The organism is Kineococcus radiotolerans SRS30216 = ATCC BAA-149 (genome assembly GCF_000017305.1).
In the GTDB taxonomy this organism is placed as follows: domain Bacteria; phylum Actinomycetota; class Actinomycetes; order Actinomycetales; family Kineococcaceae; genus Kineococcus; species Kineococcus radiotolerans.
Genome location: NC_009664.2, coordinates 1,512,525 through 1,536,118, shown reverse-complemented (window position 1 = coordinate 1,536,118; position 23,594 = coordinate 1,512,525). Strand labels below are relative to the sequence as shown.

Annotated in this window: 23 protein-coding genes and 1 pseudogene; 13 read left to right on the top strand and 11 right to left on the bottom strand. The window is 77.1% G+C overall.

The genetic code is table 11. From position 1 onward, the window contains the following. Positions 1-22 precede the first annotated feature (22 nt). A complete protein-coding gene (locus KRAD_RS07360; protein WP_012084913.1) occupies positions 23-1,663 on the bottom strand; it encodes a SpoIIE family protein phosphatase in 1,641 nt (546 codons plus the stop codon). A gap of 89 nt (positions 1,664-1,752) precedes the next feature. Continuing rightward, on the bottom strand, positions 1,753-3,108 hold the full coding sequence (locus KRAD_RS07355) for an aminotransferase-like domain-containing protein (RefSeq protein WP_203417509.1): 1,356 nt from the start codon (positions 3,106-3,108) through the stop codon (positions 1,753-1,755). 72 nt (positions 3,109-3,180) lie between these two features. Here KRAD_RS07355 and KRAD_RS07350 point away from each other — a divergent pair, with 72 nt between their 5' ends. The 4 genes from KRAD_RS07350 to KRAD_RS24085 are packed head-to-tail and all read left to right on the top strand — an operon-like array spanning position 3,181 to position 5,447. After that, positions 3,181-3,372, top strand: a complete 192-nt coding sequence (locus KRAD_RS07350) for a hypothetical protein (RefSeq protein ID WP_041291959.1) — start codon at positions 3,181-3,183, stop codon at positions 3,370-3,372. Between the two features lie 34 nt (positions 3,373-3,406). Continuing rightward, a complete protein-coding gene (locus KRAD_RS07345) occupies positions 3,407-4,222 on the top strand; it encodes an SURF1 family protein (protein WP_012084911.1) in 816 nt (271 codons plus the stop codon). Next, positions 4,219-4,602: a DUF3817 domain-containing protein gene (locus KRAD_RS07340; RefSeq protein WP_012084910.1), complete on the top strand. Its 384-nt coding sequence runs from the start codon at positions 4,219-4,221 to the stop codon at positions 4,600-4,602. The genes KRAD_RS07345 and KRAD_RS07340 overlap by 4 nt, the downstream gene beginning before the upstream one ends. After that, positions 4,599-5,447: an NUDIX hydrolase gene (locus KRAD_RS24085; protein WP_012084909.1), complete on the top strand. Its 849-nt coding sequence runs from the start codon at positions 4,599-4,601 to the stop codon at positions 5,445-5,447. Before KRAD_RS07340 ends, KRAD_RS24085 begins: the two co-directional genes overlap by 4 nt. Positions 5,448-5,485: 38 nt before the next feature. On the opposite strand, the gene KRAD_RS07330 is transcribed toward KRAD_RS24085, so the two are convergent. Then, the gene (locus KRAD_RS07330) at positions 5,486-7,666 is read right to left on the bottom strand and encodes an MMPL family transporter (RefSeq protein ID WP_012084908.1); all 2,181 of its coding nucleotides are present in this window, start codon (positions 7,664-7,666) and stop codon (positions 5,486-5,488) included. After that, complete coding sequence (locus KRAD_RS07325; RefSeq protein ID WP_238985823.1) at positions 7,666-8,238, bottom strand: TetR/AcrR family transcriptional regulator; 573 nt, start codon at positions 8,236-8,238, stop codon at positions 7,666-7,668. The genes KRAD_RS07330 and KRAD_RS07325 overlap by 1 nt, the downstream gene beginning before the upstream one ends. A gap of 126 nt (positions 8,239-8,364) precedes the next feature. On the opposite strand from KRAD_RS07325, the gene pcrA reads away from it, so the two are divergent. Further along, positions 8,365-10,686: a DNA helicase PcrA gene (gene pcrA, locus KRAD_RS07320; RefSeq protein WP_012084906.1), complete on the top strand. Its 2,322-nt coding sequence runs from the start codon at positions 8,365-8,367 to the stop codon at positions 10,684-10,686. On the opposite strand, the gene KRAD_RS07315 is transcribed toward pcrA, so the two are convergent. After that, complete coding sequence (locus KRAD_RS07315) at positions 10,658-11,419, bottom strand: alpha/beta fold hydrolase (RefSeq protein ID WP_012084905.1); 762 nt, start codon at positions 11,417-11,419, stop codon at positions 10,658-10,660. The genes pcrA and KRAD_RS07315 overlap by 29 nt on opposite strands. Here KRAD_RS07315 and KRAD_RS25920 point away from each other — a divergent pair. Next, a complete protein-coding gene (locus KRAD_RS25920; RefSeq protein WP_157873527.1) occupies positions 11,400-11,564 on the top strand; it encodes a hypothetical protein in 165 nt (54 codons plus the stop codon). The genes KRAD_RS07315 and KRAD_RS25920 overlap by 20 nt on opposite strands. A gap of 10 nt (positions 11,565-11,574) precedes the next feature. After that, positions 11,575-11,967 carry a PPOX class F420-dependent oxidoreductase gene (locus KRAD_RS07310; protein ID WP_041292833.1) on the top strand — a complete coding sequence of 131 codons (393 nt, stop codon included), beginning with the start codon at positions 11,575-11,577 and terminating at the stop codon, positions 11,965-11,967. 14 nt (positions 11,968-11,981) lie between these two features. On the opposite strand, the gene KRAD_RS07305 is transcribed toward KRAD_RS07310, so the two are convergent. After that, positions 11,982-12,599 carry an MBL fold metallo-hydrolase gene (locus KRAD_RS07305; protein WP_012084903.1) on the bottom strand — a complete coding sequence of 206 codons (618 nt, stop codon included), beginning with the start codon at positions 12,597-12,599 and terminating at the stop codon, positions 11,982-11,984. Between the two features lie 20 nt (positions 12,600-12,619). After that, on the bottom strand, positions 12,620-12,862 hold the full coding sequence (locus KRAD_RS07300; RefSeq protein ID WP_041291958.1) for a hypothetical protein: 243 nt from the start codon (positions 12,860-12,862) through the stop codon (positions 12,620-12,622). Between the two features lie 185 nt (positions 12,863-13,047). On the opposite strand from KRAD_RS07300, the gene KRAD_RS25615 reads away from it, so the two are divergent. Genes KRAD_RS25615 through KRAD_RS07285 form a run of 4 tightly spaced genes read left to right on the top strand, consistent with a single transcriptional unit; the run spans position 13,048 to position 16,649 of the window. After that, on the top strand, positions 13,048-13,209 hold the full coding sequence (locus KRAD_RS25615) for a hypothetical protein (protein WP_157873526.1): 162 nt from the start codon (positions 13,048-13,050) through the stop codon (positions 13,207-13,209). Between the two features lie 47 nt (positions 13,210-13,256). Then, complete coding sequence (locus KRAD_RS24080) at positions 13,257-15,137, top strand: ATP-binding protein (protein WP_162145135.1); 1,881 nt, start codon at positions 13,257-13,259, stop codon at positions 15,135-15,137. After that, positions 15,128-16,159, top strand: coding sequence for a helix-turn-helix transcriptional regulator (locus KRAD_RS25015; RefSeq protein WP_162145134.1), 1,032 nt, complete (start codon positions 15,128-15,130; stop codon positions 16,157-16,159). The genes KRAD_RS24080 and KRAD_RS25015 overlap by 10 nt, the downstream gene beginning before the upstream one ends. 22 nt (positions 16,160-16,181) lie before the next feature. Beyond that, positions 16,182-16,649, top strand: coding sequence for a YbaK/EbsC family protein (locus KRAD_RS07285; RefSeq protein ID WP_012084900.1), 468 nt, complete (start codon positions 16,182-16,184; stop codon positions 16,647-16,649). A 22-nt stretch (positions 16,650-16,671) separates the two neighbouring features. Here the strand turns inward: KRAD_RS07285 and argG are convergent, their stop codons facing one another. Together argG and KRAD_RS07275 are read right to left on the bottom strand one after the other, a co-directional pair. Then, entirely contained in the window at positions 16,672-18,084 is a 1,413-nt protein-coding gene (gene argG, locus KRAD_RS07280; RefSeq protein ID WP_012084899.1) for an argininosuccinate synthase, read from the bottom strand. A gap of 80 nt (positions 18,085-18,164) precedes the next feature. Continuing rightward, on the bottom strand, positions 18,165-19,490 hold the full coding sequence (locus tag KRAD_RS07275) for an FAD-binding oxidoreductase (protein ID WP_012084898.1): 1,326 nt from the start codon (positions 19,488-19,490) through the stop codon (positions 18,165-18,167). Positions 19,491-19,552: 62 nt separating this feature from the next. Here KRAD_RS07275 and KRAD_RS07270 point away from each other — a divergent pair, with 62 nt between their 5' ends. Beyond that, positions 19,553-20,521 carry a D-cysteine desulfhydrase family protein gene (locus KRAD_RS07270; protein ID WP_012084897.1) on the top strand — a complete coding sequence of 323 codons (969 nt, stop codon included), beginning with the start codon at positions 19,553-19,555 and terminating at the stop codon, positions 20,519-20,521. Positions 20,522-20,530: 9 nt separating this feature from the next. Here the strand turns inward: KRAD_RS07270 and KRAD_RS07265 are convergent. Continuing rightward, a pseudogene (locus tag KRAD_RS07265) lies at positions 20,531-21,034 on the bottom strand (P-loop nucleotide/nucleoside kinase family protein); the annotation flags it as partial. A 108-nt stretch (positions 21,035-21,142) separates the two neighbouring features. Between KRAD_RS07265 and KRAD_RS07260 the strand changes: the two are divergent. Next, complete coding sequence (locus tag KRAD_RS07260) at positions 21,143-22,666, top strand: glycosyltransferase family 39 protein (RefSeq protein WP_041291956.1); 1,524 nt, start codon at positions 21,143-21,145, stop codon at positions 22,664-22,666. Positions 22,667-22,680: 14 nt separating this feature from the next. Here the strand turns inward: KRAD_RS07260 and KRAD_RS07255 are convergent, their stop codons facing one another. Further along, the gene (locus tag KRAD_RS07255; protein WP_012084894.1) at positions 22,681-23,571 is read right to left on the bottom strand and encodes a MurR/RpiR family transcriptional regulator; all 891 of its coding nucleotides are present in this window, start codon (positions 23,569-23,571) and stop codon (positions 22,681-22,683) included. Between the last annotated feature and the right edge of the window lie 23 nt (positions 23,572-23,594).

Here is a 23,594-nt window from a genome sequence, read left to right as displayed (position 1 = left end):
GAGCCCGCGCCCGCCCTGCGCCTCAGGGCGCGGGGCGCGGGCCGTCCAGGACCCGCACGGCGAGCAGCGCGACGTCGTCCTCGCTGTCCTCGGCCAGGCGGTGCAGGAGCTCGTCGCAGAGTTCCTGCACGCCCAGGTGGGCCAGCGAGGCGGCCGTCCCGGCCAGCCGCTGCAGCCCGAGGTCGAGGTCCTCGCCGCGCCGCTCGACGAGGCCGTCGGTGTAGAGCAGCACCGTCGCCCCGGCGGGCAGGGCGCAGGCGTGGTCCTGGCGCTCGGTGTCCAGGCCGAGGCCCAGCAGCAGGTCGCTGGGGCGGGCGAGCAGTTCCGCGCGCCCGTCGGGGTGCAGCACCAGCGGCGGCGGGTGCCCGGCGTTGGACCACCGCAGCGTCGAGGGGGAGCCCGCGCCGTCACTGTCGTCAAGGCTGCGGTCGATCCGGGCCAGGACGGTGGTGGCCAGCGCCCCCACGGCCAGGTCCTCCAGCGCCCGGTCCAGGGCCCGCAGGATCGCCGCCGGCGGCTCGACGACGGCGTGCGCGGTGCCGCGCAGCACGTTGCGCAGCTGGGCCATCTGCACGGCGGCGGTCCGGTCGTGGCCGCTGACGTCGCCCACGACGAGCAGCGTGGAGCCGCCGGGAACGGTGAACGCGTCGTACCAGTCGCCCCCGACCTGGGCCTCGTCGGCGGCGGGGACGTAGCGCGCGGCCAGTTCCAGGCCCGCGGGCCGGGGGAGGTCGGTGAGCAGGGAGCGCTGCAGGGCCAGCGACATCCCCGCGACCCGGCCGGCGGCGGCGCGCTCGGACTCCAGGGACTGCAGGCGGGCCAGCACGGGCGCGCACTGCGCGGCGAAGGTCTCCAGCAGGACGAGCTGGTCGTCGTCGTAGGGCTGGGCGGTGGCCCAGCCCGCGGTCACCACGCCGACGACCCGTCCCCCCGAGCGCAGGGGCAGGCTGGCGAAGGCCTCGGACCCGGTCAGCCGCAGCACCTGCGCCATCCCGGGGGAGAAGGCCAGGCAGGCCTCGCGGTCCAGCAGCAGGACCGGGCGCCCGGTGCGGGCGGCGTGCGCGACGGGCAGGTCCGCCGAGAGGGGCAGGCGCCCGTAGGAGGCCTGGGCGGCGCCGCCGTAGCTGGAGGCGACGTGGGAGAGCAGCACCTGGTCGTCGGCGGGGTCGAAGAGGGCCACCGCGCCGCCGTTGCAGCCGAGCTCGTCGAGCCCGTCCTCGGCGACGGTCCGCACCAGGTCGGCGATGGTCTCCACCCCGCTGAGGGCGAGGGCGAACCGGGCGACCCGCTGCAACCGGCCGGCGGCGGCGTCGCGCGCGTCCTGCGCGCGCCGGCGCTCGGTGACGTCGACGAAGTACAGGGCCAGCCCGTCCTCGTCGGGGACCGCGCGCACCTCCAGCCAGACGTCGAGCGGGGAGGGGTAGTGGGCGTCGAAGACGACGTCGACCCCTTCCCGCACGGCGTGGCGGTAGTTGTCCTCGAAGCCGGTGCCGACGGTGGCGGGGAACGCCTCCCACAGCGAGCGGCCGACGAGCTCCTCGCGGGGGGTGCCGGCGACGCGCTCGCCCTCGACGTTGACGTGGGTGATCCGCCAGTCGCGGTCCAGGCCGAGGTAGCCCACGGGCATGTTCTCCAGGACGTCCAGCAGTTCCCGCCCGGTCACGCGCCTCCCGCCGTCCGCCGGGACGGTCCCGGTGCCGGGACCATCATCGCGCGTCCACCCCGGTGGCGGCGAGACGACGGGGGAGGGGCTCAGAAGGAGTCCGCCAGGATCCGCACGGCGGCGTCGACGTGCTGCTCCGGGAGGGCGGCGAAGCACAGCCGCAGGTGGGCGGCGTCCTCCTCGGCCACCGCGTAGTTGCGGCCCGGGCCCACGGCCAGGCCCCGGTCCAGGGCGCGGCGGGCCAGCTCGACGTCGTCGGTGCCCCGGGGCAGGCGCAGCCAGAGCGAGAACCCGCCGCGGGGCCGGGTGAAGGTGCAGTCGGGCAGTTCCCGGTTCAGCGCCGTCACCAGCCGGGCGGCGCGGGCGTTGAGGGCGGCCGAGAGCGAGCGCAGGTGCGCGTTCCACCCCGCCCCGGTGACCAGCTCCACCGCGGCCTCCTGCAGGGGGCGGGCCACGATGAGGTGGTCCACCACCTGCAGGCCCGCGATGCGCTGCGCCACCGGCCCCCGCGCGACGACGCAGCCGATCCGCAGGCTGGGTCCGGCGGCCTTGCTGAGGGAGTTCACGGTGATGACGCGCCCGTCGGTGTCGTCGCGCAGCAGCGAGGGCGGCGGGGTGGGGCCGTGCCCGAGCCAGCGGGCGAAGTCGTCCTCGACGATGAACGCCCCCGCCCGGGCGGCGATCTCCAGCACCGGGCGGCGGCGGTCGGCGGCGAGGACGTGGCCGTCGGGGTTGGCGTAGGTGGGCTGGAGGTAGAGCAGGCGCGAGCCGGTCTGCTCGAAGGCCCGCTCCAGCAGCTCCGGACGCACCCCGTCGGTGTCGGTGGGCACGGGGATGGGCACGAGGCCGGCGCTGCGCAGCAGGGCGATGGCGCCGGGGTAGCTGGGCACGGCGACGAGCACGGGACTGCCCGCGGGCACGATGGAGCGCAGCACGGTGGAGAGCGCGCCCTGCCCGCCGGGGCTGATGAGGACGTCCTCGCGGTCGGCGCCGAGCTGCTGGGCGAACCACGTCCGCAGCTCGGGGGTGCCGGCCACCGGCGGCACCGACCACGCCTCGGGGCGGCGGGCGGCGCGGGCCGTGGCGGCGGCCAGGCGCGAGGAGGGCTGCAGGGTGAGGTCCAGGTACCCGCGGGACATGTCCAGGACGTCGCGCGAGGGCATCGAGAGCGCCGACACGACGCCCTCGGCCCGCACGGGGGAGGCGCCGAGGGCGACGCGCTGCCAGTCGGTGTCGACGGTCTGGGTGCGGGTCGCGCGGGCCACGAACGTGCCGGCGCCGGGGCGGGTGAGCACCGTCCCGTCGGCGACGAGGGCGTCGATGGCGCGCTGGACGGTGACCGGTCCCACCCCGAGGTCGCCCACCAGGCGCCGGCTGCTCGGCAGCTTGGACCCGGCGGGCAGGGCCGCGGCCAGCCCGCGGAGGGTGGCGGTGACGCGTTCCACACTGCTACCGTTGTCCATGAGAAGAGACAATAGCGCTTTCGTCCCCGCGACCGGTAGCGGTCGGTGGTCCCGGTGAGCCTCCTGATCGTCCTCGGCCTCCTCCTCGTGCTGGCCGTCGCGGCTCCCCTCGTCGGAGCCGACACCCGCTACCCCGGAGCCGCCCCGCGGTCCGACCGCCCCCGCGCCGAGAAGCGCTACCGCCGTCCGCGCAGTACCGCTACCAGATTCACGGTCCGGCGCCACCAGCTCGGGCGCACGACCTGACCGCCCCGCCGGGCCGGGCCCGTAGCCTGACCGCGTGCCAGACGACCACCGCGCGCTGAACGCCCGCCTCGCCGGGCTGGGCGTGGTGGCCCTGGTCGTGGCGCTGGCCTGCTCCGTCCTCGGCGTCTGGCAGTGGCAGCGCGGCAACGTCGTCGTCACCGAGCCCCCCGCCGCCCGCCCCGTCGTGGCCGTGCAGGAGGTCGTCGACGCCGGCGCGACGGGACCGCGCTCGGTCCTGTCCGCCGACGAGGTGGGCCGCCGCGTCCGGGTCGCCGGCACCTACGACCCCGCCGTGGACCTCCTCGTCCCCGGCCGCGAGCTGGACGGGACCGTCGGCGCCTGGGCCCTCGGCGTCGTCCGCCTCCCCGACGGCTCCGGCGTGCCCGTCGTGCGCGGGTGGGTCCCCCGGGGCGGGACCACCCCCGCTCCGCCCGCCGGGCCCGTCGACCTCACCGGCACCCTCCAGCCCCCCGAGGGCTCCGACCTCGCCCCCTCCAGCGCGGCCCTGCCCGCCGGGCAGACCTGGATCGTCAGCGCCGCCGACCTGGTCAACCGCGTCGACTACCCCGTCGCCAACGCCTACGTCACCGACGCCGCCCCGCCCGCGGGGCTGCGCCCCGTCCCCGCCGAGGACCCGGGGCAGGCCTCCCGGCGCCTGGACTGGCGCAACCTCGCCTACGCCGCCCAGTGGTGGGTCTTCGCCCTCTTCGCCGTCGTCCTCTGGGTGCGGGTCGTGCGCGACGAGCGTGCGGACGTGGGGGATGATCCCGGGGAGGACGACGCCGGCGACGGCTCGGACGACGAGCAGGTGGACGGTTCCGGAGGACGAGACATGAGTGGTGCCCGGTGAGTGCTGACGGAGCGGCCGGTGGCCTGCGTTCGGTCCCCAAGGTCCGGGCGGCGCTGACGCGCTACCGGGTGATGGCCTGGCTGACGGGCATCGGCCTCGTCGTCCTCGTCCTGGTGGGGATGCCGCAGAAGTACCTCGGCTGGTTCGGGGGCGGCAGCGGCGTCGTCGAGGTCGTCGGCGTCGCCCACGGCTGGCTCTACGTCCTCCTCCTCATCACGACCTTCGACCTCGGCAACCGCCTGCGCTGGTCGTGGGGTCGGATGGTGCTGACCGCGCTCGCGGGCACGGTCCCCTTCCTCTCCTTCTACGCCGAGCGCAGGAACACCCGCTACGCGCAGGTCCACCTGGGCGCTCGCCGAGCCCCGCGCGCCACCGCGTGAGGCGGTTGCAGCGCGTCGCCGTGCACGCGGCCGTCGTCGTCGACGGGCGCCTGCTGGTCGTCGACGGGGCCCTGCCGTGGACGGTGCTGGCCCACGGGGAGACCCCGGCGGCGGCGCTGCGGCGCACCCTCGGCGACGGCAGCGAGGTCGAGGGCCTGCTGGCCGTCCACGACGGGCGCCGCGAGGTGGAGCACGCGGGGGGTCCCGTCGACGTCCACACCGTCCACCTCGTCCTCGCCGCCCGCGCCCCGCGCCCGCCGGCGGGGGAGTGGCTGGACGTCGCCGGGCGGGGGGAGCGGTGGCCGCTGGTGGCGGACGCGCTCGTCGCCGTCGAGGAGGCCGAACTGCGCCGGCTCGCCCCGGGCGAGGACCCCGACGTCCCCGTCGTGCGGCAGCGGCTGGCCTGCTACGCCGTCGTCGTGGCCGACGGGGCGCTGCTGCTGACCCGGCTGAGCCCGCTGACCCCCAGCCCCGGCCGCTGGACGCTGCCCGGCGGCGGGGTGGACCACGGCGAGCACCCGGTCGCGGCCGTCGTGCGGGAGGTGCACGAGGAGACCGGCATGGACGTCGAGGTGACCGGCCTGGCCGAGGTCGGTTCCGAGCACTTCACCGGCCGCTCCCCGCGCGGGGTCCTGGAGGACTTCCACGCCGTCCGCATCCTGGTGACGGCCACGCCGACGCGGGTCCGGGTGCCCGAGGTGCTCGACGTGGGCGGCAGCACCGACCTCGCCCGCTGGGTCCCGTTCGAGGAGATGTCCGGCGTCGGGCTCGTCGGCGTCGCCCAGCGCGGGCTCACCCTCGCGCTGAGCCGGGACGCGGAGGGGTCGGCCCGCCGGGAACCCTGACCCCCTCCGCGTCGCCGCGCGGGCGCCCCGGGCCCGGCTCAGCCGGCCCGCGTCCGCTCCAGCGCGGTCCCCTCCACGTCCAGCGTCGGCAGCCAGCGCAGCCACCGCGGCAGCCACCACGCCGCGGGTCCCAGCAGCGACAGCGCCGCCGGGACGGCGACCATCCGGACGACGACGGCGTCGGCGAGGATCCCCACGGCCAGCGCGAAGGCGATGGGCTGGATCGTGGCGTCCCCCTCGGGGACGAAGCCCGCGAACACCGCGAACATGATCGCCGCGGCCGCCACCACGACCGGCGCCGCCTGCCGGAAGCCGGTCCGCACGGCCTGCACGGGGTCCTCGCCGTGGGCGTGCGCCTCGTGCATCCGGGAGACGAGGAACACCTGGTAGTCCATGGCCAGGCCGAAGAGGATCCCGACGACGATGATCGGGGCCAGGCTCAGCAGCGGGCCGGTGCTCTCGGCGTGCACGAGGTCCTTCAGCCAGCCCCACTGGAACACCGCCGTCGTCGCGCCCAGGGCCGCGCCGATCGTCAGCAGGAAGCCCAGGACCCCCACGACCGGCACCGCGATGGAGCGGAACACCAGCACCAGCAGGACGAGCGCGAGCCCGACGACGAGCACCAGGTACACCGGCAGCGCCTCGGCGAGGGTCGCGGACACGTCGACGCTGACCGCGGTCTGGCCGGTCACGTAGGCGGGCGCCGCGCCGTCGGCGTCGTCGCGGACGAGGTCGCGCATCCGGTGCACGAGGTCAGTGGTGGCCTCGTCGTCGGGGGCGGTGGTGGGCACGACCGTGACCAGGGCGGCCGTCCCGTCCCGGTTCGGGGTCGCCGGGGTGACCAGCGCGACCCCGTCCAGGCCCTGCAGCCGGGTGACCAGCCCGGCGGCGCGCTCGGGCGCCCCGTCGCCGTCGACGAGGACGAGCAGGGGTCCGCTGACCCCCGCGCCGAAGCGGTCGGACAGGATCTCCTGCGCCCGCGCCTGGGTGCTGCCCTCGGGCCACGCCGTGGACAGCGAGGTCCGCATCGAGGCCACGGGGACGGCGACGACCCCGAGGACGAGGACGGCCAGGCCCAGGCTGGCCCACCGCCGGCTGGTGACGGTGCGGCCCCAGGCGGCGAACAGCCCCCGGCGCCCGGGGCCCGCGGGGGCCTCGGCCGCGGCGTGCCGGCCGCCCCCGGGGGAGAGCGCGCGGCGCGCGGCGCGCGGCAGGGCGCGCACCCCGACGAGCCCGAGGACGGCGGGGACGAGGGTGAGGGCGACGAGGACCGCGACGACGACGGTCGCGGCGGCCGCGACCCCCATCTCGGTGAGGAACGGGACGCCGGCCACGGCGAGCCCGACGAGGGCGATGACCACGGTCGCCCCGGCGGTCAGCACCGCGGACCCGGCCGTCCCCACGGCCGCGGGGACGGCACCGGCGACGCTCCGGCCCGCCAGCAGCTCGTGCCGGAACCGGGTGAAGATGAACAGCGCGTAGTCGATGCCGACGGCGAGGCCGAGCATGATCGCCAGGACGGGGGTCGTGGACTGCAGGTCGACGAACCCGGTGAGGGTGGTGATCCCCAGCGCGCCGATGCCGACCCCGACCACCGCGGTCAGCAGGTTCATCCCCGCCGCCACCAGCGACCCGTAGGTGAGGGCCAGGACGAGGAGGGCGACGACGACGCCGACGACCTCGGCCGGGCCGCCGATCTGCGAGACCCCCTGGGTGGCGTCGCCGGTGACCTCGGCGGTGAGCCCGCCCGCGCGGGCGTCGTCGACGGCGGCGAACAGGGCCGCGCGCTGGGCCTCGGTGACCTCCGGGGGCGCCACCGCGTAGGTGACGGTGCTGTAGGCGGCGCGCAGGTCGGGGGAGACGACCGGCGCGGCCGGGTCGAGCGGGTTCGTCGCCCCCACGACGCCGGGTAGGGCGGCGAGCCCCGCGACCGCGGCCGCGACCCCCGCCGCGTTCTGCGGGTCGGTGATCCGCTGGCCCTCGGGCACCTGGAGGACCACCTGCGCGGAGGCGCCGTCGGCGTCGTCGCCGAACTCCTCCCCGATGAGGCGCAGCGCGGTGGTGGACTCCTGGCCGGGGATCTCGAAGGTGTTCACCGTCTTGCCCGCCAGCGTCGCCGCGCCCGCCCCCGCCAAGGCCAGCAGCAGCACCCAGACGACGACGACGGGGACGCGGTGGCGGAAGGCGGCGGCGCCGAGGCGGTGCAGGAACGTGGCCATCAGTCCTCCTGGTCGGGGTGGCCGAGCGCGCCGAGGGCGGCGGCGAGCAGGTGCGGGCGCACGGCGCCCGGGGCGAGGTCGCAGAAGGCCAGCGACGTGACGGCGAGACCGCCGATGGCGCTGGTGATGCGGACCCCGCGGGCGACGGCCTCGGGGGGCAGGGGTTCCCCGGCGGGCACGGAGCCGGCGCCGAAGGAGCGGAAGACCACCTCGCCGAGGACGTCGAGGCGTCCGGCCGCCGCCGAGCCCTGGCTGAGGGCGGTGAGCAGGAAGGACACCAGGCCGGGGCGGTGCTCGGCGAGGTCGGCGAGGGCCTCGAGGACGGCGCGGTCGCGGGCGGGGCCGGGGGGCAGGGGGGAGACGCGGGCGGCGATGCGCTCGACGCGCTCGACGGCGTGGGCGACGGTGGCCTCCTCCAGCGCCTCCTTGGTGGGGAACCGGTGCAGGAGACCGGTCTTGGAGTAGCCGACGGCGTCGGCCACGCGCTGCAGGGAGGTCTGCCCGATCCCGTGCCGGGCGAAGAGCGCGGCGGCGGTCTCGAGGATCTCCTCGTCGATCTGCTCCTTCGTCATCCGGGGCACGTGGACCACGGTAGACCAGGGTGGACCGGAGTGGTCCACCCTGGACCGGATCGGACCAGGCCGCCGGAGCGCGCGCGGGCGGGATGTGTCGGGACCGAGGCATACCCTTGACCCACGATGAGCACTCTCTTCGACGACCTCCCGCTGGGCCCCTCCTCGAGCGGCGACCCGGCCCCCGCGCCGGCCCCGCGCCGGGGGGCCGACCCGGACGCGCTGCTGGTCGGGCTGAACCCCCAGCAGCGCCAGGCCGTCGAGCACGCCGGGTCCCCGCTGCTCATCGTCGCCGGCGCCGGGTCGGGCAAGACGCGGGTGCTCACCCACCGCATCGCGTACCTGCTGGCCCGCGGGCGCGCCACGCCGGGGGAGGTCCTCGCGATCACCTTCACCAACAAGGCCGCCGCCGAGATGCGCGAACGCGTCGGCGCCCTCGTCGGCGACGTCGTGGGCATGGGTGCGCGCAGCATGTGGGTCTCCACGTTCCACTCCGCCTGCGTGCGGATCCTGCGCCGCGAGGCCACCCACCTGGGGATGCGGACGTCGTTCTCGATTTACGACTCCGCCGACTCCCAGCGGCTGATGGCGATGGTCGGGCGCGAGCTGGACCTGGACCCCAAGAAGCACGCGCCGCGCGCGATGGCGGCCATGGTGTCCAACCTCAAGAACGAGCTCGTCGACGAGGAGACGTTCTTCGACCGGGCGAACTCCGAGGGCGGCACCGAGACCGAGCGCGTCCTCGCGCGGGTCTACCGGACGTACCAGCAGCGGCTGCGGCAGGCCAACGCGATGGACTTCGACGACCTCATCATGTCCACGGTCCACCTGCTGCAGGCCTTCCCCGACGTCGCCGAGCACTACCGCCGCCGGTTCCGCCACGTCCTCGTCGACGAGTACCAGGACACCAACCACGCCCAGTACGTGCTGGTGAAGGAGCTCGTCGGCACCGGCGAGGGCCCCGTCCCGCGCGGGGAGCTCACCGTCGTCGGCGACGCCGACCAGTCGATCTACGCCTTCCGCGGCGCCACGATCCGCAACATCGTCGAGTTCGAGCAGGACTACCCCGACGCGACGACGGTGCTGCTGGAGCAGAACTACCGCTCCACGCAGAACATCCTCACCGCCGCCAACGAGGTCATCAAGCTCAACGACGACCGCCGGCCCAAGAACCTCTGGACGGCCGCGGGCGCGGGCGAGCAGATCGTCGGCTACGTCGCCGACGACGAGCACGACGAGGCCGCGTTCGTGGCCGAGGAGGTCGACCGCCTCCACGACGCGGGGGCGCTGAAGTACAAGGACGTCGCGGTCTTCTACCGGACGAACGCGCAGTCGCGCTCGCTGGAGGAGGTCTTCATCCGCACCGGCCTGCCCTACAAGGTGGTCGGCGGGACCCGCTTCTACGAGCGCCGGGAGGTCAAGGACGCCGTCGCGTACCTGCGCGTCCTGGACAACCCCGACGACACCGTGAACCTGCGCCGGGTCATCAACGTCCCCAAGCGCGGGATCGGCGAGCGCGCCGAGGCCGCGCTCGTCGTGCTCGCCGACCGGGAGCGGATCGGCTTCAACGCCGCCCTGGAGCGCGCCGACGAGGCGATCGGACTGGTGTCCCGCTCGCTCAACGCGATCAAGGGCTTCGCGCAGCTGATCGCGGACCTGCGCACCCTGGCCGAGTCCGGCGCCGCGCCCTCCGTGGTGCTGGAGGCCGTGCTGGAGCAGACCGGCTACCTCGCCGAGCTGCGCGCCAGCGCCGACCCGCAGGACGAGTCGCGGGTGGAGAACCTCTCCGAGCTCGTCGCCGTGGCCGAGGAGTTCTCCGAGGAGAACCCCGAGGGCACCCTGTCGGACTTCCTCGAACGCGTCTCGCTGGTCGCCGACGCCGACCAGATCCCCGTGGGGGCCGAGGACGACGGCGTCGTCACCCTCATGACCCTGCACACCGCCAAGGGCCTGGAGTTCCCCGTCGTCTTCCTCACCGGGATGGAGGACGGGACCTTCCCGCACACCCGCTCCCTGGGCGACCCGGACCAGCTGGCCGAGGAGCGCCGGCTGGCCTACGTCGGGCTCACCCGGGCCCGGGAACGCCTCTACCTCTCGCGCTCGGCGGTGCGCAGCGCGTGGGGCGCCCCGCAGCAGTACCCGCCGTCGCGGTTCCTCGACGAGGTCCCGGCGACGCTGGTGGACTGGAAGCGTGGGGAGTCCGCGTTCCAGGACGTCACCTCCACGTCGGCCTCGACGCGGGTCGCGCAGCGGCCGGGGGTCCGCTCGGCGGGCAGCCGCCCGGTGATCGCCCTCAACCCCGGCGACCGCGTCACCCACGACTCCTTCGGGCTCGGCACCGTCGTGCGGGTGGAGGGCGAGGGGGACAAGACCATCGCCCACATCGACTTCCGCTCCGAGGGCGTCAAGCGGCTGCTGCTCAGGTACGCGCCGGTCGAGAAGCTCTGAGCACGGCGGCGACCTCGCGCGGACGCTCCAGCGGCAGCAGGTGGCCCGCCCCCGCCAGCGTCCGGAACGTCGCGCGGGGGTAGACCGCGCCGTTGAGCCGGCGCTGGACGTCCTCCCCGAGGTCGGGGTCCGCCCCGCCGGCCACGACGAGGGCCGGGACGTCGAGGACCCCGACCCGCTGCGACCAGTCCTCGCGCGACCCCCGCTCCAGCCAGTCCCGCCACGCCGCGGGGGAGGTGCGCAGCAGGTCGGCCACGACCCGTTCGGCCTCGGCGAGCCCCAGCGGGCCCCCGACGCGGGTGGCGACGAACTCGGTGACCGCGGCCGCGTCCATCGCCCCGTCGGCCACCCACGACAGCATCCGCGCGCGCTGCTCCTCCGCCATCGGCTCGGGGCCGGGCGGGGAGGCGGCCAGCAGCACGACCCCCGACGGCACCGGGAGGTCGCCGGCCACGGCCTGCGCGGTGACCACCGAGGCGATCTTCCCGCCCGCGCCGTGCCCCAGCAGGACCCACTCCCGCGAGCCGCCGAGGAGGGCCGGGACCTGCCGGACGACGTGGTCGGCCATCTCCTGCACCGAGGTCCCGAGCTCGACGGGGGCCTCCCCGGAGCCGGGCAGGTCCAGGGCGAGGACGTCGAACTCCCCGGCCAGCTCGTGCGTCAGCGCGTCGAAGGCGCGGCGGCTCCCGCCGAGGGCGTGCAGGCAGACGAGGGTGGCGACCACGTCGTCCATCGTCGGCCCCCTCGGCTCCTACGGCGCGTCGGAGCAGGAGGACGGCGGGGTGGAGGCGCTGCGCTGCTGGGCGGACGTGCTCGCCGGGTGCGCGCGGACGCGGCGGCCCACCCTGACCCCGGCCCGCCCCGACCCCGGCCCGTAGCGTGCCCGGCATGGACCTGCCCGAGGAACTCCTGACCCTCCTGCGCGATCGCGCCACCTGCTACGTCGCCACGACCATGCCCGACGGCTCCCCGCAGCTCACCCAGACCTGGGTGGACACCGACGGCACGAACATCGTCATCAACACCGTCGAGGGGTTCCAGAAGCTGCGCAACGTGCAGCGCGACCCGCGGGTGGCCGTCACCGTCGCCGACCCGGCGAACCCCAGCCGCTACTTCGCCGTGCGCGGGCGGGTCGTGTCGGTGACCACCGAGGGCGGGGAGGAGGGCATCGAGGCGCTGGCGCAGAAGTACCTCGGCGGCCCCTACCCCTGGTTCGGCGGGCGGGACCAGACGCGGGTCGTCGTCACCGTCGCCGCGGACCGGGTCCACGCGGTCGGCTGAGGAGGCCCCGGGCCTCACCAGCCGCGGGCGCGCCACTCCGGCAGGGCGGGGCGCTCGGCGCCGATCGTCGTCGGCGCCCCGTGGCCGGGGTGGACGACGGTGTCGTCGTCGAGCACGTCGAAGAGCCGCGCGGTGACGTCGTCGAGCAGCTGCGCGAAGGCGGCGGCGTCGCCGCGGGTGTTGCCGACCCCGCCGGGGAACAGCGAGTCGCCGGTGAGGACGTGGTCGGGCCCCTGCGGGTCGCACAGCACCAGCGCGACCGACCCGGGGGTGTGCCCGCGCAGGTGGACGACCTCCAGCGGCACGTCGCCGACGTGGAGGACGTCGCCGTGGTGCAGGCGCTGCTGCACCGGCAGGGGCAGGTGGTCGGCGTCGGCGTCGCCGGCCGCGGTGCGCGCGCCGGTGGCCTCGACGACGGCGGCGAGCGCCCCCACGTGGTCGTGGTGGCGGTGGGTGGTGACGACGAGGTCGAGGTCGCCGCCGACGAGGTCGAGCAGCGTGGCGGGTTCGGCGGCGGCGTCGACGAGCGCCCGCCGGCCGGTGCGGCGGCAGGTGACGAGGTAGGCGACGTTGTCCATCGGCCCCACGTGCACGGCGTCGAGCAGGGCCGGGCCGGTGGTGATCGCGTTCACGGCCCGACCGTAGCGGTCCCTCAGCGGGAGCCGGTGGTCCGCCCGAGGGGGGCGGCGGCGCGTTCGGCCGGGGTCTCGCGCAGGTCGAGGACCCGGGGGCGCGCGCGGCGGTGGGCCAGGGCCACCGCGAAGGCCATGGTGAGCAGCCCGTAGAACACCGCGCGCGCGGGTTCGCCGTCGGCGGCGAAGCCCCCGGTCAGGACGAGGCACCCCAGGGCACCGATGAGGTGCACGAGGTCCATGAACGACGTCCAGACGGTCACCCGTCGATGGTGGCCCCCGCGCGGGTCGGGGGCGCGGCGAGCCGCCGAGATCGACCGTCCTGGTCCACGCCCCGCCACGATGCGTCGCACCTTACGGACTGTACGTAACTAAGGCGGACGGAGCGCGCCGGGACGACGTGAACGCCGGACGCCACCGCCACCCCCTCAGCGCGAGCGTCGTCGGCATGGACCTCACCGCGCTCGACTGGGAACTGCACCAGGGCCTCGCCCTCCGCCGGGAGGAGGCCCTGGCCCTCGCCGCCCGCGAGCACCTCGTGCGCGAACTGCGCGCCGCCCGCCGCCGGCGGGAAGCGCCCCGCCGGCGGTGGTGGCGGCGCCGGGCGTGAGCCCCGCACCGCCGCGCGCCCCCGCGGCCGGTGCCACGATGACGGGCGTGCCCGTCCTGCCGCCCGCCGCCGGGGGCCCCCGCGCGCCCGAGCTCGTCGGGCGCGCCCCCGAGCTCGACGCCCTCGAGCGCGCCCTCGACGACGCCCGGGCCGGCACCTCCGGCGCCGTGCTCGTCGAGGCCGACGCCGGGGTGGGCAAGTCCCGGCTCGTCGCCGAGCTCGCCGACCGCGCCCGGGCCCGCGGCGGCACCGTCCTCGTCGGCCACTGCGCCTCCGCCGGGAGCGGGGCCCTGCCCTACCTGCCCTTCGTCGAGGCCCTCGAACCGCTGCGCCGCAGCGCCGCGCAGGACTGGTGGTTCGGGGACCGCCCCGGGCCCGGGGAGCCCGGCCTGTCGCAGCTGCAGCTCTTCGACGCCGTCGCCGGGGTCCTGGCCGCCGCCGCCCGCGAGAACGAGGTCCTGCTGGTCCTCGAGGACCTGCACTGGGCCGACGGCGCCAGCCTCGGCCTGCTGACCTTCCTGCTGCGCCGGCTGCGCGGGGAGCGCCTGCTGGTCGTCGCCACCGTCCGCACCGACGACCTGCACCGCCGGCACCCGCTGCGCCCGGTCCTGGCCGAGCTGGCCCGCCTCCCGGCGGTGCGCCGCGTCGTCCTCAACCCCTTCGACGTGGACGAGATGCGGAGGTTCCTGCGCGCCCTGGCCGGGCACGACCCCGACCCCGCGACCCTGCGGCGGATCCACCAGCGCGCCGAGGGCAACGCCTACTACGCCGCGGAGCTCCTGCTCGCCGGTCCCGGCCGCGACGGCCGGCTGCCCAGCGCGCTGGCCGACGTGGTGATCGGGCGGGTCGAGTCGCTGCCCGCCGAGGTCGCCGACCTCGTCCGCGCCGCCGCCGTCGGGGGCCGCCGCGTCCGCCACGACCTGCTGCGCGCGGCCACGGGGGCCGGCGAGGACGACGTCGAGCGGGCGGTCCGGGCCGCCGTCACCGCCGGCGTCCTCGACGTCGACGGCCAGGACGGCTACGCCTTCCACCACGCCCTGCTGCACGAGGCCGTCTACGAGGACCTGCTGCCGGGGGAGCGGGTGCGCCTGCACGCCGCCTTCGCCCGGGTCGTCGCCGACTCCGCCGCGGCCGGGCGCCCCCTCGCCTCGGCCGCCGAGCTCGCCCACCACGCCCGGCGCAGCCACGACCTCGCGGGGGCGCTGGTCGCCGGGATCGCCGCCGCCGACGAGGCCGAACGGCTGCGGGCCCCCGCCGAGGCCTGGCACCACGTCGAGGAGGCGCTGCCGCTGTGGGACGCGGTGCCCGACGCCGCCGCGTGCACCGGGACCACCCTGATGGCCCTCACCGTGCGCGCCTCGGAGCTGGCCGCACCGCCGGGGACCCCGCCCGCTCGGCCCTGCTGGCCCGCGGGGCCGTGGACCTGCTGCCCGCCGACGCCGCGCCCGCCGTCGCCGCCGAGGTCCACCGCCAGTGCGCGGCGGCGCTGTGGGCCTGCGACCGCGACGAGGAGGCCCTGGAGCAGGCGCACGCGGCGCAGCGGCGCGGGGGCGAGGACCCCGCGGCGGCGCCGGCGGTCTGCTGGGCGACCGCGATCGCCGCCCGGTGCTTCCTGCACCTGGACCGGTTCGCGGAGTCCCGCCGCGAGGCCGAGCGCGCGCTGGCCCTGGCCGCCGCGGGCGGTCTCGCCGGCGCCGAGGCCGACGCCCTCACCACCCTCGGCGGGCTGGACAACCTCGCCGGGGCGCTGGCCGACGCCGACGCCCTCTTCGCACGCGCCGCGCGCGCGGCCGAGCGGGCCGGCCACCTCGAGACCGCGCTGCGGGCCCGCTACAACCGCGCCGCCGACCGCTACGACCGCGGCGACCTGCCCGGGGCCACGCAGGTCCTCGACGACTCCTGCGCCTGGGCGGCCTCGGTGGGCCTGACCTGGGCGCCCTACGGCATGCAGCTGCTGTCCCTGCAGGTGACCGCGAGCGCCGCCGGCGGGGAGTTCGACCGGGCCCTGCGCCAGGCCCGCGCCGTCGGCCCGCAGGCGCCGCCGCAGGTCGCGACGGCCGTCGGGGTGGTCGCGGCCCGGGTGCTGGCCGCGCGCGGGGCGTTCGAGGAGGCCCTGGCCGCGCTCGACCCGGCGTGGCTGGACGACCCCGACGAGGGGCTGTCCGCGGCCCTCGCCCGGGCCGAGGTGCTGCGCTGGCGCGGTGAGCCCGCGGCCGCGGCCGAGGTGCTCGTCGCGGCGCTGTCCAGCTTCCGCGGCGTCGAGCACCCCTCCCACCTGCTGGGGCTGCGCCTGGGGGCGCTGGCCGTGGCCGCCCTGGCCGACGCCGGCCGCGGTGACGACCCGCTCGTGGAACGTGTGCGCGCCCGGGTCCTCGACCTCGTGGCCGTCGGGCAGCCCCGCGCGGGCGTCCTGGGGCCGGAGGGCCGCGCCTGGGTGGCGGTCCTGCACGCCGAGGTCGCCCGGGCCCGGGGGGTGCCCGCGCCGGAGCAGGTCACGGCCTGGCGGGCGGCGGTGGAGGGGTTCACCGGCGGTGACGTCCTCGAGCTGGCGCGCTGCCGCTGGCGGCTGGCCGAGGCGTGCGCGGCGGCCGGTCTGCGCGAGGAGGGGCTGCTCGCCCTCGACGAGGCGCGGCGGGCGGCCTCGCGGTTGCGCGCGGTCCCGCTCTCGGCGGTGCTGGAGGACCTGGCCCGCCGGGTGCGCGCGAGCGCCTCCCCGGGGCGCGGTCCGCTGACCGCCCGGGAGCTGCAGGTCCTGGACCTGCTGGCCGCGGGACGCACCAACCGCCAGGTCGGGGAGCAGCTGTTCATGGCCGAGAAGACCGCCAGCGTGCACGTCTCCCGCATCTTCGCCAAGCTGGGTGCGTCCTCCCGCGCCGAGGCGGTGTCGATCGGGTTGCGCAGCGGCCTGCTCCACTCCTCGCCGACGGACCAGGACCGCCAGGACACCTAGGACCACGAGCTCGGGAGCCCGCGTGCACCGCAACGCCGAAGTCGTGTCGGAGGCCCTGCGCGCGGCCGGGGCGGAGCCGGAGGTCGTGGAGCTGACGGCCCCGGCGCGCACCGCGGCCGAGGCGGCCGGGGCGCTGGGGTGCCCGGTGGGGGCGATCGCGAGCAGCCTGCTGTTCCTCGCCGACGGCGACCCCGTCCTGGTGCTGACCAGCGGGGCGCACCGGGTGGACCCCGAGCACACCGCCGCCGTGCTGGGGGCGCGCGAACTCACCCGTCCCGGCGCCGCGGCGGTGCGGGCGGCGACGGGGCAGCCGATCGGCGGGGTGGCGCCGGTGGGGCACCCCACCCACCTGCGGACCGTCGTCGACGTGGACCTGCTGCGCTACGACGTCGTGTGGGCCGCGGCGGGGACCCCGCGCACGGTGTTCCCCACGACGTACGCGGAACTGCTGCGCATCTGCGACGCGGAACCGGTCACCGTCCAGCCCTGACGGCGACCGGTCCCCGCCGGCGTCAGTCGGTGCCGGACTCCATCGCGGCGCGGTCCAGCAGTTCGTCCCCGCTGCTCTCCCCGCGCGAGGCGATCGCCTCCGCGCCCCCGGACTCCAGGGCGCCGATGAGGCTGACCTGGGAACTGCCGACCATGCCCATCCCGGCGTACTGCTCCAGCTTGGCGCGGGAGTCGGCGATGTCGAGGTTGCGCATCGTCAGCTGGCCGATGCGGTCCACGGGGCCGAAGGCGGAGTCCTCGGTGCGCTCCATGGACAGCTTGTCGGGGTGGTAGCTGAACGCCGGGCCCTGCGTGTCGAGGATCGAGTAGTCCTCCCCGCGGCGCAGGCGCAGGGTGACGGTGCCGGTGACGGCGTTGCCGACCCAGCGCTGCAGGGACTCCCGGAGCATGAGGGCCTGCGGGTCCAGCCAGCGGCCCTCGTACATGAGGCGCCCGAGGCGACGGCCCTCGTTGTGGTAGCTGGCGACGGTGTCCTCGTTGTGGATGGCGTTGACGAGGCGCTCGTAGGCGGCGTGCAGCAGCGCCATGCCCGGGGCCTCGTAGATGCCGCGGCTCTTGGCCTCGATGATGCGGTTCTCGATCTGGTCGGACATGCCGAGCCCGTGCCGGCCGCCGATGGCGTTGGCCTCCAGGACGAGGTCGACGGCGCTCTCGAAGGTCGCGCCGTTGATCGAGACCGGCCGGCCCTGCTCGAACCCGATGCTCACGTCCTCGGGGGCGATCTCGACCTCGGGGTCCCAGAACCGCACGCCCATGATGGGCTCGACGAGCTCGACGCCGACGTCGAGGTGCTCCAGCCGCTTGGCCTCGTGGGTGGCGCCCCAGATGTTCGCGTCGGTGGAGTACGCCTTCTCGGTGCTCGCGCGGTAGGGCAGGTCGCGCGCCTGCAGCCACTCCGACATCTCCTTGCGCCCGCCGAGCTCGGCGACGAACCCGGCGTCCAGCCACGGCTTGTAGATCCGCAGGGAGGGGTTGGCGAGCAGGCCGTAGCGGTAGAACCGCTCGATGTCGTTGCCCTTGTAGGTGGACCCGTCGCCCCAGATCTGGACGTCGTCCTCCAGCATCGCGCGCACCAGCAGGGTGCCGGTGACGGCGCGGCCCAGGGGCGTGGTGTTGAAGTAGCTGCGCCCCGCGGAGCGGATGTGGAACGCGCCGGTGGTCAGGGCGGCCAGGCCCTCCTCGACGAGCGCCGCGCGGCAGTCCACCAGCCGGGCCAGTTCCGCGCCGTAGGCCCCGGCGCGGCCGGGCACGGAGTCGATGTCGGGTTCGTCGTACTGCCCGATGTCGGCGGTGTAGGTGCAGGGCACCGCGCCCTTCTCCCGCATCCACGCCACGGCGACGGAGGTGTCGAGACCGCCGGAGAAGGCGATGCCGACGCGTTCGCCGGCGGGCAGGGACGTGAGCACCTTGGACATGCGGTGAATCATGCACCGCACTGCATGAACATGCAAACAGGGTCCGGGTCGCGCGAGCGGTCCGGGCGGCGGCCGGGGTCTCAGATCCCCTTGCCCGGGTTGAGGATCCCCAGCGGGTCGAACACCGCCTTGATCCCGCGCTGCAGCGCCAGGGAGTCCTCGCCGAGCTCGCGGTGCAGCCAGGTGCGCTTGAGCAGCCCGACGCCGTGCTCGCCGGTCAGCGTCCCGCCCAGGGCCAGGGCGAGGTCGAACACCGCGCAGGCCGCCTCCCACGGCGCCCCCTCGGTGACCGGGGTGCCGCGCTCCACGACGACGACCGGGTGCAGGTTCCCGTCCCCGGCGTGGGCCACGGTCGCGATCCGCACCCCCGTGCGGGCCGAGATCGCCTGGACGCCGGCCACGGCCGCGGCGAGCTGCGAGCGGGGGACCGCGACGTCCTCGATGAACACGTCGCCGGTGCGCTCCAGGGCGGGCAGCACGGCGCGGCGGGCGGCGAGGAGCTCCTCGGCCTCCATGGGGTCGGCGGTGGCGCGCCAGGACGTCGCGAACGGGGCGAGCACGCCGGCCACGGCGTCGATCTCGGTCCGCGCGCCGTGGCCGTCGCACTGCACGAGGAGCAGGGCGGCGCCCCGCGAGCGCAGGGCGGTGCCGCGGGCCGCGTCGACGGCCTCCAGGCCGGCGGCGTCGACGAGCTCCTGCACCGAGGGCTGCAGACCTGCCGCGGTGAGGGCCGCGGACGCGGCCGCCGCGGCGACGAGGCCGTCGAAGTGCGCGGCGAGGGTGGCCGTCGCGGCGGGGCGCGGGCGCAGCCGCAGGGTCGCGCCCACGACGACGGCCAAGGTCCCCTCCGAGCCGACGACGAGGCCGGTGAGGTCGTAGCCGGCCACGCCCTTGACCGTCTGGCGGCCGGTCGTGACGCGGCGGCCGTCGGCGAGGACGAGGTCGAGGCCGAGGACGGCCTCGCGGGTCACGCCGTACTTCGCGCACCGCAGGCCCCCGGCGTTGGTGGCGATGTTCCCCCCGATGGAGGAGATCGCCGCGCTCGCCGGGTCGGGGGCGTAGAACAGGCCGTGCTCGCCCGCGGCGGCGTCGAGGTCGGCGGTCAGCACCCCGGGCTCGACCACGGCGACCTGGTCGTCGGGGCGCACCGCCACGATCCGGTCCATCCCGGACAGGTCGAGGACGACCTCGCCCGCCCGCGCGCTGGACCCGCCGGCCAGCCCCGTCCCGGCGCCGCGGGGGACCACCGGCGTGCGGGAGGCGGTGGCCCAGCGCAGGGTCTCCACGACCTCCTCGACGGTGGTGGCGCGCACCACCGCGTCGGGGAGGGTCGCGGGTCGGTGCCCGGAGCGGTCGGTGGCCGCGGCGCGCCGGGAACCCTCGTCGGTGAGCAGCGCGCGGACCACGGTCAGGACAGTAGTCCCGGCGGTCCCGGCGGGCGGTCCCCGCCGGTGGCTGCGGTGGCGCCGTGGCACCGCGAGACGACCGCACCGTCCTGGGCACCTGGCCGACGCCGGTGGAGGCCGCGCCCCGCCTGGCCGCGGCGATCGGCCTCGGACCCGGCGACCTGCTGGTCAAGCGCGACGACCTCGTCGGCCTGGCCGGCGGGGGCAACGAGGTCCGCGAGCTGGAGCGCACCCTCGGCGCGGCCCTGGCGGAGGGGGCGCGGACGGTGGTCACCAGCGGCGCGCCGCAGAGCAACCACGCCCGCCTCACCGCCGCCGCCGGTGCGCGCCTCGGCCTGGACGTCGTGCTCGTGCTGGAGGGGTCGCCCCCCGCGGCCCCGGGCGGGAACCTGCTGCTCGACGCGCTGCTGGGCGCCCGGATCGTCTGGGCCGGCGACGTCAGCCCCGGCGAGCTGGCGGCCCGGGTCGAGGCGGAGGCCGAGGACCTGCGGGCCGGCGACGGCGCGGGTGGGGTCGCGGTCGTGCCCTTCGGCGGTTCCAGCGTGCTCGGGGCCCGCGGCTACGTCGACGCGGGGGCCGAGCTGCTGGAGCAGGTCCCCGACCTCGACGTGGTCGTGGTCGCCGTCGGTTCCGGGGGGACCATGGCCGGGCTCGTGCACGCCCTCGGCGCGCACCGCGTCCTCGGGGTCGACACCGGCGCGGTGGACGACCCCGAGCAGCGGGTGCGCGGGTTCGCCGCCGGTCTGGCCGCGCAGGACGGGACCCCCGCGCCCGGGGCCCTGCGGTTGCGCCGCGACGAGGTCGGCGCCGGCTACGGCGTGCTCACCGCGCGGGTGCGGCAGGCGCTGACGCTGGTCGCGCGCACCGAGGGGATCGTCCTGGACCCCGTCTACACCGGCCGCGCCGCCGCGGGGCTGCTGACCGCGGTGGAGCAGGGCGAGATCCGTCCCGGGCAGCGCACGGTCCTGCTGCACAGCGGCGGGCTGCCGGGGTTGTTCGGCCACCCCGACGCCGCGAGCCTCACGGGCTGACCCCCGCCCTCACGGGACCGACCCCGCCAGCACGGCGCGGGCCAGGTCGGCGGGGTCGGCGGTGGCGGTGTCCAGGACGAGGCGTTCCCCCGTCCACGGGGTGAAGCCCCACTCCCGCACCTGCTCCCACGTCGGCTGCGGCCACCCCGGGATGTCGCTCTCCCGCCCGCGCACGCGGGCCTCGTGCCGGGCGGGGTCGGAGCACACGACCTCGACGTCGCGGAACCCCGTCCCGGCGTCCCGGGCGACCTGCCGCCACAGGTCGCGGGTCAGGGGCAGCGGGTTCACGGTGTCGGCCACCACCGTCCGCCCCTGCCGCAGCAGGTCCCCGGCGAGGGCGCGCAGGACCTGGTAGCCGGCGGGTCCGACCGGGTGGGTCTGGACGCCCGCGTCGACGAGGGCCTGCTCGACGGTGTCCAGGCGCAGGTGGACGGCGCCGCCGGCGGCGAGCGCGCGGGCCAGCGTGGTCTTGCCGCTGCCGGGCAGGCCGGACAGGACGATCAGCACGGGGTTCCTCCTCCGTCGGGTGGCCCCAGCGAACCACCACCGCGGCGGGGACGCGCCGCGCGCGCCCGGACCCGGCGACGCCCCGCGCCCCGCGGGTTCCCCTACGGTGCCTGCGTGCCCCGAACCGCCGCCCCGACCGTCCGCCCGGTCCGCCCGGCCGGTGCCCGGCGGGGCCGCCTCCCGCGCCGGGTCGCGGCCGCCTGGTGGTGGGCGCTGCCGGTCGCGGTCGCGCTCGCGGCCACCGCGTGGCGCTACGACGCGAAACCCCTGTGGCGCGACGAGATCTACACCCTGGCCACCGCCGTCCGGGAGCCGGCGGTGATGCTGCGGGGCCTGCGGGTCACCGACGCGGGCCTGGGCCCGTGGTACGCCCTCGTGCACCCGTGGGTGCAGGTGTCGCAGAGCGCGGCGTGGTTGCGGCTGCCCGGGGCCGTGGCGGCCGTGGTGGCCGTGGGCCTGGTCGCGGGGTGCGCCCGGCGGCTGCGGGGCCCGGTCGGGGGGGCCGCGGCGGGGGTGGGCGCGGGGCTGTGCGCCGCGCTGCTCCCGGTGCTCGTCGAGCACAGCCAGGAGGCCCGCCCCTACCCGGTGGTCGTGCTGTGCGTGACCGCGGCGGCCTACGGCCTGCTGCGCGACCGGGAGCGGCCCCGGGGCCGCTGGCTGCTGCTGTGGGTGGGGGCGTCGACGGCGGCCGCGGCCCTGCACGTGCTGAGCGGGGCGCCGGCGTGCGCCGCGCTCGTCGCCGTCGTGCTCCTGCGCCCCGCGGCGGCGCGGCGCCGTCGCGTCCTGCTGGGGGCCGTCCCCCTCGTGCTGGTGACCCTGGCCATGGTGGCCGTCGGCTTCGGGCAGGCGCCCAACCGCATCGGCGACGACTTCCCGGTGCTCTCCCGCACGCTGGGGCTGTGGCACTCCGTCGCCGGGGGGACGGTGGCGCTGGTGGTGCTCGCCGTGCTGTGCGGGGCCGGGCTCCTCGCCCGGTCGGGACGGGCGGGCGGGCGCGGCCGGTTCGAGGCGCTGTTCACCGCGGCGTGGGTCGCGGCGCCCGTGGCGGCGAACGCCGCTTCCGCCCTCGGGGGGCAGCTGTTCGAGCCCCGCTACGCCACGGCCGCCGCGCCGGGGGTGGCGGTCCTCTGCGGGCTGGGGGTGGCGGCGGTCGCGGGGCGGGGGAGCGCCCGGCGCGCGCTCGTCGCGGGGCTGGCCGCGGCGCTGCTGCTGGTGGCCCAGGTCCCGCACCTGGCCGAGGTGCGCCGGCAGCCCTACGTCGTCGACGACATGCCCTCGGCGGCCCGGGACCTGGCCGCCCGGGCCCGTCCCGGGGACGCGGTGGTCTACCTGGGCAACACGACCCGGCCGATGGCGCGCCTCCACCTGCCCCCCGGGCTCGGTCTCGACGACGTCCTGCTGCGCCGGGACACCCCCGTCAGCGTGTCCATCGGGGGGGACGAGGTGCCCGACGGCGAGCGCGCCGCGGTGCTGGCGGGCCGGTCACGGGTGTGGCTGGTGGGGATCCGGCTCAACGACCCCTGGGAGGTCGTCTTCCCGGCGTCCTCGGCGGCGGTCCGCACCGGGCGGTCCCTGCGCTTCGACGCGGAGCACGGCCAGGTGCGCGTGCAGCTGTGGGCGCGCCCCGGGACCGCCTGACGCCGCGGGCGGGGTCAGCGGGAGCCGGGCGGGTCCGCGGGCGCGGCCCGGGACCCCTCCACCGCGCGGTAGGTCCCGCGCAGGGCCGCGGTCGCGGCGGGGCCCAGCCGCTGCACGACGGCGACGTAGAGGCAGTCCAGCACGAGCAGGGAGCTCGCGCGGCTGGCCATCGCGCCGGCGCGGTAGGCGGTCTCGCGCCCGGTCGCGACGAGCACGTGGTCAGCCGCCGCGGCCAGCGGGGACCCCGGGGAGCTCGTCACCGCGATGACCGCGGCGCCCCGCTCGCGGGCCTGCCGGGCGGAGCCGACGAGGTCGGGCGTGCGCCCGGAGTGGCTGACGGCGAGGGCCGCGTCGCCCGGTCCCAGCAGCGCGGAGCTCACCAGCGCGGCGTGCCCCTCGGTGCGCAGCCGGGTCACCAGCCCGACCCGGGCGGCCTTGTGGTCGAAGTCGGCGGCCAGCAGGCCCGAGGCGCCGATGCCGTAGCAGTCGACGACGCGGGCGGCGTGCACGGCGTCGGCCGCGGCGGCCAGGGCGGCGACGTCGAGGGTGCGGGCGGTGGCCGCGACGGCCTCGGTCTCCACGGCGGCGAGCGTGGCCACGACCGTCGCGAGGTCGGCGGTGTCCTCCAGGGAGCCGGTGAGCAGGGCGGCGGGTTCGTGGTGGGCGCCGGCGGCGGCCAGGGCGAGGCGCAGCTGCGGGTAGCCGGCGAAGCCCAGGGAGCGGGCCGTGCGCACGACGGTGGCCTCGCTGGTGGAGGTGCGCCGGGCGAGGTCGGTGACGGTGAGCTGCGCGGCGCCGGCGGGGTCGGCGAGCAGGGCCTGCAGGACCCGGGCGCCGGACGCGGTCGCGGAGGGGACGGCGGCCAGCAGGTGGGCGTGCAGGTGCGCGGGCTCGGGTGCGGTCACGGGTCTCCGTCCGGAAGGGTCTG

Excerpts from the sequence above, each read along its gene's own strand:
- KRAD_RS25615 (WP_157873526.1), top strand. The coding sequence starts at position 13,048 with ATGGACCTCACCGCGCTCGACTGGGAACTGCACCAGGGCCTCGCCCTC.
- KRAD_RS07325 (WP_238985823.1), bottom strand. The coding sequence starts at position 8,238 with ATGACGAAGGAGCAGATCGACGAGGAGATCCTCGAGACCGCCGCCGCG.
- KRAD_RS07315 (WP_012084905.1), bottom strand. The coding sequence starts at position 11,419 with ATGGACGACGTGGTCGCCACCCTCGTCTGCCTGCACGCCCTCGGCGGG.
- argG (WP_012084899.1), bottom strand. The coding sequence starts at position 18,084 with ATGTCCAAGGTGCTCACGTCCCTGCCCGCCGGCGAACGCGTCGGCATC.
- KRAD_RS07330 (WP_012084908.1), bottom strand. The coding sequence starts at position 7,666 with ATGGCCACGTTCCTGCACCGCCTCGGCGCCGCCGCCTTCCGCCACCGC.
- KRAD_RS07310 (WP_041292833.1), top strand. The coding sequence starts at position 11,575 with ATGGACCTGCCCGAGGAACTCCTGACCCTCCTGCGCGATCGCGCCACC.
- pcrA (WP_012084906.1), top strand. The coding sequence starts at position 8,365 with ATGAGCACTCTCTTCGACGACCTCCCGCTGGGCCCCTCCTCGAGCGGC.